This is a genomic window from Longimicrobium sp., assembly GCF_036399255.1.
Classification (GTDB): Bacteria; Gemmatimonadota; Gemmatimonadetes; order Longimicrobiales; family Longimicrobiaceae; genus Longimicrobium.
The window spans coordinates 117819-131000 of the sequence record NZ_DASWNM010000164.1; the positions used below are offsets into that span (position 1 = coordinate 117819).

Consider the following 13182-nt stretch of genomic DNA (forward strand, 5'->3'; position numbering starts at 1 on the left):
CGACTCGAGATGCCGCTCCCATCCACTGACATCCACCCCCGGCGGCGCGCGCTGGTGGTGGCTCCACCCCCTACTCCCAACGGAGACCTGCACCTGGGACACCTGTCCGGGCCGTACCTGCGCGCCGACATCTACGCCCGCGCGCTGCGCATGGACGGGGTCGACACGCTGTACATCACCGGCATCGACGACCACCAGAGCTACGTGGCGATGAAGGGCGAGCGGATCGGGGCGTCGCCCGCGGAGACCGCCGACCTCTTCGGCCAGACGATCACCCGAACGCTGGCCGCCGCCCGCATCGAGCCGGACCTGATCGGCTTTCCACGGGCGTCGCCGCACCACATCACGCTCGCGCGGACCTTTCTTCACCGCCTGCACGCGGACGGAAAGCTCGTCCTTCGCGATGCCCCCGCGCTCTTCTGCGAGACGTGCGACGAGTTCCTGTTCGAGGCGTTCGTCTCCGGCGGGTGCCCGCACTGCGGCACACCGACGGGCGGCAACGCCTGCGAGGTGTGCGGCCGGCCCAACGACTGCGCTGACTTGGTGGCCCCGCAGTGCAACCGGTGCCAAGCCGCCCCGTCGGTGCGGTCGTACCCGCGGCTGTACTTTCCGCTCGCGCGGCACGAGGAGCGCCTGCGCGAGTACTGGAGCACGGTGCAGATGGGGCCGCACCTCAAGTCGCTGATTGACCGCATGCTCGCGGCCGGGCTTCCCGACGTCGCCGTCACCCACTTCTCGCGGTGGGGAATCCCGGCCGACCTTCCTGGCCTGGAGGGCCAGCGGATCTATGTATGGTTCGAGATGGCGGCCGGACACGTCGCCGCGACCCGGGACGTGTGCGAGGCGCAGGGTCGCGTAGACGGGTGGGAGGCGTTCTGGAAGAGTCCGGACACGGAGATCGTGGAGTTCATGGGTTTCGACAACGGCTACTTCTACTCCGTCCTGTTCCCCGCCATCTACTTCGCCTTCGACGGCGGGATGCGCGCTCCGAGCGCCTTCATCACTAACGAGTTCTATCGGCTGGAAGGGCTGAAGTTCTCCACCAGCCGGGGGCACGCGGTCTGGGGGACGGAGTTCCTGGCCCGCATCCCCGCGGACCCGGTACGGTTCTATTTGGCGTACAGCGGTCCGGAGACGGAGCAGACCGACTTTACCTTCGCCGAGTTCGCGGCCAGCGTGCGGAGCGAGTTGGTGAGGGCGTGGCAGGGATGGCTGGCGGAGCTGGCGGTCCGCATCGGCTCGGACGCGGAGGGACGGGCGCCGGCGGCCGAGCCGCGCTCGCGCGAGCAACAGGCGTTCATCGACGAGATCCGCGAGGTGGCAGGGAGCGCGCTGGCGGCATACACCGCCGAAGCGTTCTCGCCGCAGGCCGTGGCTCGCGCGCTGGCCGAGCTGGTGCGCAGGACCCGCCGCTTCGCCGCTTCGCAGGAGCACTGGCGGGGGATCGACGCCCGCCGGGAAGAGCGGAGGGCAGGCATCGCGCTGGAGTTGGCGGCGGCGCAGACGCTGGCTCTTCTGGTGGCCCCGCTGATGCCCGGCTTCGCGTCGGCGCTGTGGCGCGACCTGGGAAACCCGGGACGCATCGAGGACCAGCGTTGGGAGAGCTTGCCTGCCCTGGTTCCGGCCGGCCAGCCCGTCGCCCTGCGCGGCGAGTACTTTGAGGAGCCGGTGGACGCCGCCCCGGCGCCGGGATGACCGGTCACGTGGACGGCGGCAGCGGATACATGCTGGGCGTGCTGGGCGGGATGGGGCCCATCGCGTCGGCGGCGTTCGTCCGGGACATCTACGACCAGTGCGCGGTGCGACGCGAGCAGGAGACGCCCCGGATCCTGCTGTACTCCGATCCCACGGTGCCCGACCGCACGGAGGCCCTGCTGTCGGGCGCGGACGACACCGTCTTGGAGCCGATCACGCGGTTGCTGGAGCTGCTGGCCGGCTTGGAGGCGACGGAAATCGTGATGTGCTGCGTTACCGCCCACGCGCTGCTGCACCGGCTCCCCACGAAACTCCGGGCGCGGGTGGTCTCGCTGGTGGAGTTGGCGCTGCGGGAAGCCATCCGGCGCGGGGAGCGCCAGCTGATGCTGTGCACCGACGGAACGCGGCGCCTGCGAGTCTTCGAAAACCATCCGCTCTGGAGTGACGCGAAGGAGCTGGTTGTCCTTCCGGACGAGGGCGATCAGAAGGCCGTCCACTGCCTGGTATATCGCCTGAAGGGCGGCGCGCCGGCGGAACCGGTCCGCGAAGACGTGGCCGCGATGCTCCGGAAGTACCAGACCGGCTCGTTCATCGCGGGCTGCACAGAGATGCACCTGCTGTGGCCCGGGGCCGGCCCGGCCTGGAGCTGCGTGGACCCGTTGCGGCTGATCGCCGCCTCCCTCGGCAGCGGTCGCCATCTCGTCCCCGTCCACGCTGATCCGCGGCTGATCGCGGTCTGAGCCCGTCATGATCCCTGAGCCGGCGTCACGAACACAACGGAGCGGGACAGGAGAGATCCTGTCCCGCTCCGTTCTTTTCCAAGAGGTCAGAACACCGCGCCCCCCCGATCGTTGAGTGGGTGAAGGTTCTCCAGATCGCGCGTCAGGTAGTGCGGGCAGCCTATTCCCCTGCGCCGCGGAGATCCTCCGCCGACCCCCATCCCTCCCCCCAAATGCGGATGGCCCCCTCCCGCATTCCATCTCCCTCCCGTTCCCGACAGCCCACGCCAGGTCGTGCCTTCTCGACCGGCGCGCCATGCCGTCAGCGGGCGTGCCCGGCTTCGCACCGGGAGCCGAGGAACCGCACCGAGGACGAAGCGGGAGCGTTCTGCCCGTGATCAGCCGGGGTCGCTACGCGGATCCGGCGTCGGCGGCCGCAGCCGGCTCCGAGACGCGGGCGCGGACCAGAGCCTCCAGGTCGCCCACGGTGGTCATCGTCGCGAAATCGCGGTCCGAAAGGGAGTAGATGTCGATGGAGAAGTGCGTGCACAGCCGGGTGAGCACCTGAATGAGCGCGAGCGACGTCAGCCCCGCGTCCTCACGCAGCCGCATCTCAGGGCTCGTTCCCTTCGCCTTCACCCGCACCAGCTCCTTCTGAAGGACGTCTCCGATGTTCATGTCGTATCCGCTTCCTGGTATAGCTGTGAGATTTCGGCAGAGAACCGAGTGGCGATCTCCGCGCGCTTGAGCTTGTACTGCGACGTGAGCGTGCCGTTCTCCCGGCTGAACCCGTCCGGAACGACCCGCGCGGCGCGTACCTGCGCCTCGTAGGGGAGGTCGCGGTTGATCTCGTCCAGGGCCGCGCGCAGCTCCGGCTCGCCCGGCCCCGGCGGAGCCGCGTCCACTAGCGCCACCAGGTACGGGCGGTCCGCGCCGTACACCATGCAGTGACGCACGCCGGGCACCGCCTTGAGCCTGTCCTCGATCACGGACGGGTGGAGCTTGCGGCCACTAGGGAACACGATGAGCTCCTTGCGCCGCCCCGTGATGAACAGGTAGCCGTCTTCGTCCAGGTAGCCCAGGTCCCCCGTGGCCACCACGCCGCCGTCTAGAAAGGTGGCGCCGTCGTCGTCCGGATCCGCCAGAAGGTACCGGTCGCTGACCGGATGCCCGCTCCGGACCAGGAGGTGCCCGTCCGGCTCCACGATCACCTCTTGGTGGGGGAGCACCCGCCCCGCGCTCCCCGGCCGATTGGCTCCCGGATGGTTCTTGGCGACGATGCAGGTTTCGTTGGTCCCGTAGCCCTGGTAGACGGGGATACCGGCCCGTTGGTAGAAGTCTAGCGTCTCTTGGCGCATGGCGGCGGAACCGGTCCACAAGTAGCGCACCCGGCCTCCCGTCGCCTCGCGCACCACGGCGCTCGGGTCGGGCGCGTCGGCCGTCTCCGCCGCCAGCGCCGCCATAAGCTTCTCGTAGAACTCCGGCACCCCCATTACCACCGTGGGGCGCTCCCGGAGCAGCGCGCCCACCCCGTGGTGCGGCGGGACCACCACTAAGTCGTAGCCGAAGAGCACGGCCGAATAGATCCAGTACCGCTGCTGCAGTAGATACAGCGGAAGAAAGACCAGGACGGTGTCCGCCGGGCCGTGGCGGAACATCTCCTGGACGGCCTCCAGCGTGGCGTCGACGCTCTGCCGCCGAGGCGCGATCGCCTTGGGGCGCTGCGTGGAACCCGAGGTAAACTTCACCGTCACCATGTCGTCGGGCCCGAAGGTCCAGGTAGGGGGCGCGGGATCACCTGCCTCCCCCGCCGGCTCCGGCACGACCAGCGGAAGGAGCTGCATCCCCGCCGCGGGAGCGGGCTCCTGGTCCACGAACAAGACGGAAACGCCCAGCGCGCGCGCCGCGGCCAGCGCCTCGCCGGGGTGGGCGGGGTCGAAGGGGACGCTGACCAGCCCGGACGCCAGGCAGGCCAGGTCCAGAACGATAAACTCGTACGAGTTCGCCCCCAGGATCCCGACGCGGTCGCCCGACCGCAGCCCGCGGGCGTGCAGGAGCGCCCGCATCGCGCGCACGGGACCGTCCAGCTCGCTGAACGGCACCTGCATCCGCCGCCCGCCGCGGATGCAGGTCAGCCGGTTTTGCGCGGAGGGGAGCAACGAGACGACCCGGTTCAGCGTGCCGGGCCCGGCGTGCGGGTTCATGGCGCGCGCCTCAGGGTTCCGCCGCGGCCAGCGCCGGCACCGCGGCCCCCGCCAGCTCCGCGCACAGCTTGCCTAGCGCGGCTTGGTAGCCATGCACCAGCGCTTCCGCCGCCAGCACGTCCACGATGCCGGGGTTGAACTCCAGCATCCCGCGCAGCACGCCATCACCCGCCGTAAGGATCATCGACAGGTCGAACTTGGCCTGTCGGCGCGGCAGCGCGAGACTGGCGGGCGAGGACAGGGCCCGGCTCTCAGCCAGGGTGAACAACGTGTCGTACAACGGCGCCCGGCTCGGCTTCAGGGGGAGCGCCAAGTCTTCGGCGATGTGCTGCACCGGGTACTCGCGGAAGCGCAGGGCCTGCATCACGGACTCGTCCACGTGCCGCACCAGCGCCCGCGCATCCAGGGTGCCGGCCCCGTCGATGCGGACCGGAAGGGTGTTCAGGTACAGCCCCAGCTGCGACTCCAGATCGGGGCGGTCGCGCAGGAGCACCGGGCAACCCACGACAAGCGGCTCGCCGCCGGCGGCCTCAGCGAACGTCCGCGCATAGGCGGCGAGCGCCACCACGAACGGGCTGACCCCGCGCCCCGCAGCCGTCGCGCGGAGTTCGGCGACGAGCCCGGCCGGCACGTCGAAGTGGCGGGAGTCGCCGCTGAACGACTTTAGGAAGGGGCGCGGCGCGGCGGAAAGCCGCAGTTCCGGAAGTGGATGGGGAAGGTACCCGGTCCAGAACGCCGTTCCCTCCGCGCGCGCCGCCTCGGCCGTCGCCGCCGTTTCGGCGGCGAAGTGCCGGTACTGCCGCTCCAGCGGGGGAAGTGCGTCCGGGCGCCCCGCCCGCAGGGCGGCGTACAGCGCGCGGGCCTCGTCGAAGGCCACGTCGACGCTGAAGACGTCGCCGATGATGTGGTAGAACACGCAAGCGAGCACCGACCTGTGCTCCGCCACCCGGTAGAGGAAGCACCGCAGCAGCGGCGGGCTGCCCAGGTCGAAAGGCGCGTCCACTTGGTCCAGGAAGTGGCCGCGCCAGGCCGCCTCGGGGTCGGCAGCGGCGCGCACGTCCACCCCGAGCAGCGCAGGCGTGCACGACTCCGGCGGGCGCACCTCCTGGACCGGCGCACCGTCCACCTCCACGAAGGCGGTGCGCAGAATCTCGTGGCGCGCCACCAGTGCCTCGGCCACGCGGCGGCACAACTCCGGGTCTACCGCGCCGTTCAGCGCCACCGCCAGGTACTCGTGGTATGCGGGGGCCGCGGGCGCGTGCTGGGCCACGTCCCACATCAGCCGCTGGAACGGCGAAAGGGGGTGCCGCTGGCCCGGCTGGCCGGCGGCCAGCCGCGGGGCCCCCGTCTGGACGCCGCGGCCGCGGATGAGCGCGGCAAGGCTGCGCACGGTCTGCCGCCCCATCAGCTCGCGCACGTTCAACGCGATGCGGTGCTGCCGGAAGATGCGGCTGATGAGTTGCATGGCGCGTAGCGACGAGCCGCCCAGCGCCTGGAAAGCGACGTCGCAGGGCACCTCCGGCAGCCCCAGCACCTCTGCCCAGTACCCCGCCACCTGCGCCTCCAGCGGGTCGGCGGGCCCGTCGCCGGCGCCGCTCTCCGGCGCCTTGCGCAGCTCCAGCAGCGCGCGCCGGTCCAGCTTTCCGCTCACCGTGGTGGGGAGCGCCGCCACGGCGGTGTAACTAGCCGGGTGCATGTAGCCGGGAAGGTACGCCCGTACGTGCGCCTGCAGCCGCGACTCCGCCGCGGCATCGGTGCTGGGGCTCACGTAGAAGCAGTGCAGCCGGTGGTCGCCGTCGGGCGCGAGCTCCGGGGCGACGGCCGCCGACTCCACCCCCGCGGCGCGGAGGGTAGCCTCCAGCTCCAAGAGCTCCACTCGGTTGCCGCCCACCTTGAGCATGTCGTCCATGCGGCCGTGGTAGCGGAGCACCCCCTGCCCGTCCAGCACGCCCCGGTCGCCGGTGCGGAAGCCGGGAAGGGAGGCACCCGAAACGTCACCGACTTGGATGAAGCGGTCACCCGACGGCTCGCCGGCCCCCAGGTAGCCGCAGGTTCCGAACGCGGTGGCAATGACGACCTCGCCCGCCTCTCCCGCGGCAAGGTCGCGGTCGCCGTCCCGGACCAAGATGCGGGTCCCCGGCATCGGCGCGCCCAAGGGGACGATCTCGTCGTCCGGACCGGGATCGGTGGGGACCCGGAAGAAACACTTCACCATCGTCGTCTCGCTGGGGCCGTAGAGGTTGGTGATCCCCACCCTCTCGCCGAACACCCGGCGCACGGCGCGCACGTCGCGGCCGTACAGCGGCTCGCCGGCCACCAGCAGTTCGCGGACGTGCGCCGTGGCCCCTGACGCGGCGAGCGCGTCACCCGCCTCGCGCACCAGCAGCCGCAACAGCGAGGGGACTAGGTGCACGTGGTTGATGCGGGCGCGGCCCAGCCACTCCGCCAGCAGCACCGGGTTCGCGCGCGCCTCGTCCGGGGGGATGCACACGGTTCCGCCGGACAGCAGGGCGGCGAACACGTCGCGCAGGCTCACATCGACGCTGACGGGCGCCAGGAACGGCACCCGCGCCGACACGTCCAGGGCGTACTCCGCGCGCTCCCAGGCCAGGAACTGGGCCACGCTGTCGTCGCGTCCGAGGATTCCCTTGGGCCGCCCGGTGCTCCCCGAGGTGTAGACCAAGTAGCAGGCGCGCGGCGGGAGCTCCCGCGGCGGCGCCGCCGGGGAGCCCGGCCGCTCCAGCCGGCACGCGCCCGCCGCGCCACCGACGGAGAGGATCGCCGTCCCCGGAATCCCCGCTGCCGCGCAGAGCGCCGCCGTCTGGCCCGGCTTCACCGCATCGGTGATCACCACCTCCGGGCGGGCCTCCTCCAGCACCCGCTGCAGCCGTCCCTCCGGCCACGCGGTGTCCAGGGGAAGGAACACGGCGTCGTGCCGCAGCACGGCCACCACACTGGCGATGTAGTCGGCCCCGGCCGGAAGCCAGATCCCCACCACGCGCCCCGCCCCGCCGCCGGCTTCGCCGAGCGCCGCGGCGACCCGCCCCGCCTGCTCCGCCAGCGCGGCGAAGGTGAGCGCTCCCTCCCCGGACTCCACCGCGGTGCGGCCGGCGTGGCGCTCCGCGGCTTGGTCAAACTCCTTCGCGATCGTGTTGCTCATGCGGCGGGCCCCTGGTGGGTGGAACGTGTGAGCGCCACCACACCGAAGTAGCGGGTCTCCTGGAAAACGGTGATCACCTCTTCGAACCCCACACGCGACAGCAGCGCCCGGTACTCGTCGACCTCCAAGTCGTGGGCGCCTTCCTCGCGGCGCATGCGGGTGTCCTCGTCCAGGATGTGGTCCAGGCGAAGCTCATCGATGGCCTCGCTCAGCTCCGGCGGAATGCCGAGCGATTCGCCCACCCGGCGCTGAATGTCACGGCAGGCGAGCACCTGCATGAGCCGCGCGGCCGTCGGCGACCGGGGCTCGTGCTGGGCGAACAGGATGAAGACGCCGCCGGGGCGCAGTTGACGCCGCGCGGCGGTGAACATCTCCCGCTTTTCGTGGTCTTCCAGAAAGTGGACGACCAGCGATGAGAAGACCACGTCCACGGGGGGGAGCTCACTCCAGGGGACCTCTTGGAGGAGCGACTCCCGGAAGTCCACGGCCGCGCCGTAGGAGGCTAGGCGAGCCCGGGCCTGCGCCAGCATGGCGGCCGAGCCGTCCACAGCGACCCCGCGGGACGCGGGGTCGGCCTCCCAGAAGGCCTCGGTCAAGTATCCCGTTCCGCACCCCAGGTCCAAGAAAGCCACGGGGCCCGGAACCAGGTGCGAGACCAAGTCGCGCAGGTAGTCCCGGTGCAGGGCACGGGATCCTTTGTCGAAGCCGGAACGATGGTCGTAGCTTTCGGCCTCGCGCGGCCCGTACAGCGCCACGCCGTGGCTGGTGGAGGTCATCGGTTGCTTGCTGAGGATGGAGGAAGCGCGGCTAGGGGTGGAGCGCCGATGGGGTGCGGCCGGGCGCTCCGCGCCGCGGCGCGCGGTAGCTGGACGCGGGTGACGGGGGCGGTGCAGGGCTGCCCCAGAACAGCGTGGAACACCCCCATCGCCGGCTCCATGAGCAGCGCCGCGACCGTTTCTTCCCGGCGCACGTTTCCGTCCGCGTGGGCGCAGATGCCCACGGGGTAGAGCGAGTGGTCCGCGAGCAGGCCGAAGACCTCCGCCGGGGCGTCGGTGTCGGTGGCGGGCAGCCGCTCGCGCAGCAGCTGCAGGCGGTCGCGCGACGAGCGCCGGCTGAACGGGTTCATCCGGTCGGCGGGGACCAGGTCGGGGTGCAGGAAGTGGTTGGTGTGCAGCATGGGCCCGCCCTCCAGCACCCGGTGCTGGTCCACCGTCATCTCCACGGTTACCACGCGGTGCGCGTCGCAGAGGGTGAGCGCGCGCGAGCTGCTGCGGGGGAGTCGCGCCAGCTCGTCGATGCACGCCTCCACCGATGTCTGGTTCAGCAGGTGGCGCACGAGCAGGTAGGGGGGGATGCCGGGACGCCAGCGGCCGGCCAGCACCAGGTTGATGCCGACGGCCACCCCGGCGTCGTTCATCCCCGCGAAGCCCAGCAGCCCCGACAGCGTGTACATCACGTAGTCGGGAGCCCCGCGCGCCGTGCGCTGCTCCACCCGCAGCAGCGCCCCCAGCGACGACACGCCCCCGTTCAGGTCGATGGTCTGCGCAATGAACGGCCCCCGCCCCGGCCGCGCCTGGGCCAGGGTGGAGCACTCGCCGGAGGGAAACGGCACGTAGCCGATCAGCTCGCGCCGCACCTGCAGAAGGGTGGCCGATTCGATCGGGATGGCGGCGCCGGCGGCCAAGCCGTGCAGCTCCTCCGCCACGTCGGGAAGGTGGCGTTCGATCTGCTCCAGAAAGGGCCGCACGCGCCGCGTGAGCGCCCGCCCGTGCAGCGGGGTGCGGCGCAGCAGGTTCACGCGTGCGTGGCGGTCGGCCAGAAAGGCGCCGATCTCGCCGCCCAGCAGCCGGCCGTGTTCCCGGCCGATCTCGTACGGGCTCCCCGCCAGCGCGAGCGGGGGGCGCGGGGCGGCGGCCGGGGACGTGGGGGACGGCCCGGGCGCGCGCCCGACGGCGGCGGGGGGCATTACGCGGCCGCCGATGTGGCCGAGCCCGCGTCCGGTTGTACCGGGGCGGCGCCCAGCGCGCGCAGCCGTGCCTGGACCTCCGGCCACTCCGGGCGCAGCACGCTGTAGTAGATGGTGTCGCGCCGCCGGCCGCCGGGCATTAGCGTGTGGCTGCGGAGCACGCCTTCCTCCGCGGCCCCGATCTTCTTCAGCGCGGCCCGCGCCCGCAGGTTCAGCACGTCTGTCTTGAACTCCACGCGCTCGTATTCCAGGACCTCGAAGGCGTGGGCCAGCAGAAGGTACTTGGCGTTGGTGTTGAGGGCTTTCCCCTGCGCCTCCCGGCCCAGCCAGCTCCACCCGATCTCCACCCGCCGGTCCCGCTCCGAGATGCTTCCGTACGAGGTACTCCCCACCACGGCGCCGGAGGCCGCGTCGACGATGGTGAAGGGCACGCGCGTGCCGCCGCCATGCTCCTTCAGGGCCGCGTCGACGAACACCCGCAGCCCCTCCTCTGTCCCCGCGTCGGCGACGAAGTACTTCCAGATCCCGGCGTCGTACGCGATGCGCGCGAACGCGTCCAAGTCGGACTCGGCCATCGGGCGGAGCACCACGTGTTCGTTCTTCAGCGTGACGAGAGGCTGGATCATCTTCTTGCGTTCTGGCGGAGTTTGATGCGTGCACGGCCGGGCATAGACGCGTACCCGCGAAGGGTGCCTCACGGCGCCTATCCGGCGCTGGCGGGGATCGGCGCACCCGCGCCCGGTGCCGTCTCGGCCTCCGCCGCCGGGTCGGGCTCCTCTCGCGGCGGCGCCGTGTCGGGGAGCCGGTCCTCGACGTAGCGGATGCTAGGGATGAAGGCGGAGGCCGTGGTGAAGGCGACCAAGGCCGCGCCCAAGACGATGAACAGCAGCCCCATCCCGCGGCCGGGTCCCACCCCGATCCACCCCCCGAAGCTCCCCGCCAGCGCTCCGTCGCTCCGCAGCAGCGGCTCGAAGAGCGCCGCCAGCGGTCCGGCCAGCAGGTACGCCAGCGGCATGCACGAGCGGCGGATCATCACCCGGATGGCGAAGACGCGCCCCTGCACGGCGGCCGGCGTCTTAGACTGCCAGATCGGGTCGAAGCACGCCGAGGTCACGGCCAGCGCCACGTACGCCACGAAGAGCGAGGCGCCCACCAGCAGCACGGACGGGCGCGCGCCCGCCACGGCCAGGCACACACCGATCACCCCCGACCCCAGCAGGATGCCGCGGATGCGCCGCCGCGGCCCGCCCCAGGCGCCCATCGCCAGCCCCCCCACCAGAAGCCCCGCGCCGGTGGCGGACAGGACCGATCCCAAGGCGGCCGGGGTGGAGAAGCTGAGCACCAGCGGGCGGATGAGGGCGTTCAGCATCGCCAAGTTGAAGTTGATCATAGCCGCGAACAGCACCAGCCCCAGCAACCCGGGGCGCGCGGCGATGTACCTCCACCCGTAGCGCGCGGCGCGCCACATGGGCTCCGCCGCGGTGGCCGCGGCGGCCATCGGCGGAAGGGGCGGAAGGCGCACGGCCAGCAGGGTGGCCACGGCGGCGAAGAAGGTGGCGAAGTCGATCATCAGCACCCCAGCGAGCCCCAGCGGCGCCGTGAGGACGCCCGCCAGCGCCGGGCCGCAGATGTGGCTCACCGCCGAGCCGAAGCTCACCATCCCGCTAGCCCGCCCCAGGTGCTCCCGCGGCACCAACTGGGTGACGGAGGCGTAGAACGCCGGCATCTGCACCGCCGACAGGACGGAGGCAACGGACGCGCTCACGAAGATGTGCCAGAGCTCCAGCCGGCCGGCCAGCAACAGGAGAAGCACCCCCAGCCGGCAGAGCGCCACCCCCAGGTCGCTGGCCAGCATCACCCGGCGGCGGTCCCAGCGATCCACCAGCACCCCCGCGAAGGGCGCGGCCACGATCCCCGGCAGGTACGCGCAGAACAGGGTGAGCGACAGGAGCGTCACCGAGCCGGTGCGCTGGTACACCCACAGGCTCAGGGCAAAGTCGCCGGCGGTGGTCCCCACCCACGACACCACCTGCCCCGCCCACACGGTGGCGAAAGCCCTCATTCCGGGGGGCAGGCGCGTCACGGGCGCTTTCTGGGCACAAAAGGGGCGGGAAGGGCCGCGCAGGGAGAGGGGGGCGTCATCCGCCCGCCGGCGCGGAGGCGTGTAGGCAGCCGGCGACGTGGCGCGACAGCACCTCCACGCCAGGGCTCTGCAGGATGGTGAAGTGGTTCCCCGGAACCGTGCGGCGCACCAGCGGGCCGCGGACGAGCCGCGCCCAAGGGAGCTCGCGTCCGGGCGTGGTCCCCGCCTGGTCCGCCTGGATGAGCCAGGCAGACCCATCGTATTCCGCCGGAACGTAATTCTGCAGCGCAAACATATGGGCGCGGCGCACCCGAAACAAGCTCTCCAGCCGCTTGAGATCGAAGTGCGGCTCCACCGTCCATGCGGCTTCGCGAATCCGCGCTAGGCGGTCTTCCGGCGCCAGCGTGCGGAACTCCGCGGGGGAGAACCCGTCCGGCAGCGCGCCGCCCAGCACGTGGGCCAGCAGCTGCGCCAGCAGCACGTCGTCGGGCACCTCGCCCTCGGGCACGGCGCGGGGGACGTCGACCAGCGCCAGCGCCTCCACGCGCTCTCCGCGCGCCCGGAGCAGGCGCGCCATCTCGTACGCCACCACAGCGCCGAGCGACCATCCGCCCAGCCGGTACGGCCCCTCCGGCTGCACCGCGCGCACGGCGTCCAGGTAGCGCTCCGCCATCTCGAGGATGGAGGTGCTGGGCTCAGCCTCGCCCTCGATCCCGCGCGCCTGCAGGGCGTGGAACGGCTGATCCGTCCCCAGCGCCTGCGCCAGCCGCGCGTACGACAGCACGTGACCGTCGATGGCATGCACGCAGAAGAACGGCGGCCGCGTCCCCCGCGGCTGGATGGCGATCAACGGCGAGACGTGGCGCGGCGCGGCCCCGCCGTCCTCGTCCAGGTGGCGGGCCAAGGTCTCCACGGTGGAATCGCGGAAAAGGAGGTGCAGCGGAAGCCGCCGCCCCGTCTGTCGCTCGATCCGCGACATGAGCCGGACGGCGAGCAGGGAGTGGCCGCCCAGCTCGAAGAAGTTGTCGCGCACGCCCAGCCGCTCCACGCCCAGCACGTCGGCCCAGATCGCCGTGAGCGCCTCTTCCACGGGGGTGCGCGGGGCGACGTACTCCTCGGTCCGCGCACCGCCCTCCGGCGCGGGAAGGGCTCTGCGGTCCACCTTGCCGTTCGGCGTCAGCGGGAGCCGGTCCAGGAACACCCACGCGGTGGGGACCATGTAATCCGGCAGCAGCGCCCGTGCGTGCTCCCGCACCTCCGCCGCCGTCGGCGCAGCTTCGCCGGCGACCAGGTACGCCACCAGGCGCCGGTCGCCGGGGGTGTCCTCGCGCGCCACCGCCACGGCCTGCCGCACG

The 13182-nt window shown here is 71.9% G+C and carries 10 protein-coding genes; 2 read left to right on the forward strand and 8 right to left on the reverse strand.

Translation table 11 applies throughout. The annotated features are described in order from the left end of the window. The first annotated feature begins 9 nt into the window (after window positions 1–9). The gene (locus VGC13_RS31420; RefSeq protein WP_331129308.1) at window positions 10–1695 is read left to right on the forward strand and encodes a methionine--tRNA ligase; all 1686 of its coding nucleotides are present in this window, start codon (window positions 10–12) and stop codon (window positions 1693–1695) included. 8 nt (window positions 1696–1703) lie between these two features. Next, entirely contained in the window at window positions 1704–2435 is a 732-nt protein-coding gene (locus VGC13_RS31425) for an aspartate/glutamate racemase family protein (RefSeq protein ID WP_331129309.1), read from the forward strand. 390 nt (window positions 2436–2825) lie between these two features. Here VGC13_RS31425 and VGC13_RS31430 read toward each other — a convergent pair whose 3' ends face one another. The 8 genes from VGC13_RS31430 to VGC13_RS31465 form a co-directional block, all read right to left on the reverse strand. Next, window positions 2826–3092, reverse strand: a complete 267-nt coding sequence (locus VGC13_RS31430; protein ID WP_331129310.1) for an acyl carrier protein — start codon at window positions 3090–3092, stop codon at window positions 2826–2828. Next, window positions 3089–4618, reverse strand: a complete 1530-nt coding sequence (locus VGC13_RS31435; protein ID WP_331129311.1) for an AMP-binding protein — start codon at window positions 4616–4618, stop codon at window positions 3089–3091. The genes VGC13_RS31430 and VGC13_RS31435 overlap by 4 nt, the downstream gene beginning before the upstream one ends. A gap of 10 nt (window positions 4619–4628) precedes the next feature. Continuing rightward, window positions 4629–7778: an AMP-binding protein gene (locus VGC13_RS31440; protein ID WP_331129312.1), complete on the reverse strand. Its 3150-nt coding sequence runs from the start codon at window positions 7776–7778 to the stop codon at window positions 4629–4631. After that, window positions 7775–8554 carry a class I SAM-dependent methyltransferase gene (locus VGC13_RS31445; RefSeq protein ID WP_331129313.1) on the reverse strand — a complete coding sequence of 260 codons (780 nt, stop codon included), beginning with the start codon at window positions 8552–8554 and terminating at the stop codon, window positions 7775–7777. Before VGC13_RS31445 ends, VGC13_RS31440 begins: the two co-directional genes overlap by 4 nt. Further along, a complete protein-coding gene (locus VGC13_RS31450) occupies window positions 8551–9744 on the reverse strand; it encodes a C45 family peptidase (protein WP_331129314.1) in 1194 nt (397 codons plus the stop codon). Before VGC13_RS31450 ends, VGC13_RS31445 begins: the two co-directional genes overlap by 4 nt. Further along, a complete protein-coding gene (locus VGC13_RS31455) occupies window positions 9744–10370 on the reverse strand; it encodes a GNAT family protein (RefSeq protein ID WP_331129315.1) in 627 nt (208 codons plus the stop codon). The genes VGC13_RS31450 and VGC13_RS31455 overlap by 1 nt, the downstream gene beginning before the upstream one ends. A 77-nt stretch (window positions 10371–10447) precedes the next feature. Then, window positions 10448–11806: an MFS transporter gene (locus VGC13_RS31460; protein ID WP_331129316.1), complete on the reverse strand. Its 1359-nt coding sequence runs from the start codon at window positions 11804–11806 to the stop codon at window positions 10448–10450. Window positions 11807–11882: 76 nt separating this feature from the next. Then, window positions 11883–13182 (reverse strand): thioesterase domain-containing protein (locus VGC13_RS31465; protein ID WP_331129317.1); only part of this gene is annotated, 1300 nt, incomplete at its 5' end.

What these genes read in the sequence shown, in the direction of transcription:
- VGC13_RS31420 (WP_331129308.1), top strand. Translation starts at nt 10, where the DNA reads ATGCCGCTCCCATCCACTGACATCCACCCCCGGCGGCGCGCGCTGGTG.
- VGC13_RS31460 (WP_331129316.1), bottom strand. Translation starts at nt 11,806, where the DNA reads ATGAGGGCTTTCGCCACCGTGTGGGCGGGGCAGGTGGTGTCGTGGGTG.
- VGC13_RS31440 (WP_331129312.1), bottom strand. Translation starts at nt 7,778, where the DNA reads ATGAGCAACACGATCGCGAAGGAGTTTGACCAAGCCGCGGAGCGCCAC.
- VGC13_RS31445 (WP_331129313.1), bottom strand. Translation starts at nt 8,554, where the DNA reads ATGACCTCCACCAGCCACGGCGTGGCGCTGTACGGGCCGCGCGAGGCC.
- VGC13_RS31450 (WP_331129314.1), bottom strand. Translation starts at nt 9,744, where the DNA reads ATGCCCCCCGCCGCCGTCGGGCGCGCGCCCGGGCCGTCCCCCACGTCC.
- VGC13_RS31455 (WP_331129315.1), bottom strand. Translation starts at nt 10,370, where the DNA reads ATGATCCAGCCTCTCGTCACGCTGAAGAACGAACACGTGGTGCTCCGC.
- VGC13_RS31435 (WP_331129311.1), bottom strand. Translation starts at nt 4,618, where the DNA reads ATGAACCCGCACGCCGGGCCCGGCACGCTGAACCGGGTCGTCTCGTTG.
- VGC13_RS31430 (WP_331129310.1), bottom strand. Translation starts at nt 3,092, where the DNA reads ATGAACATCGGAGACGTCCTTCAGAAGGAGCTGGTGCGGGTGAAGGCG.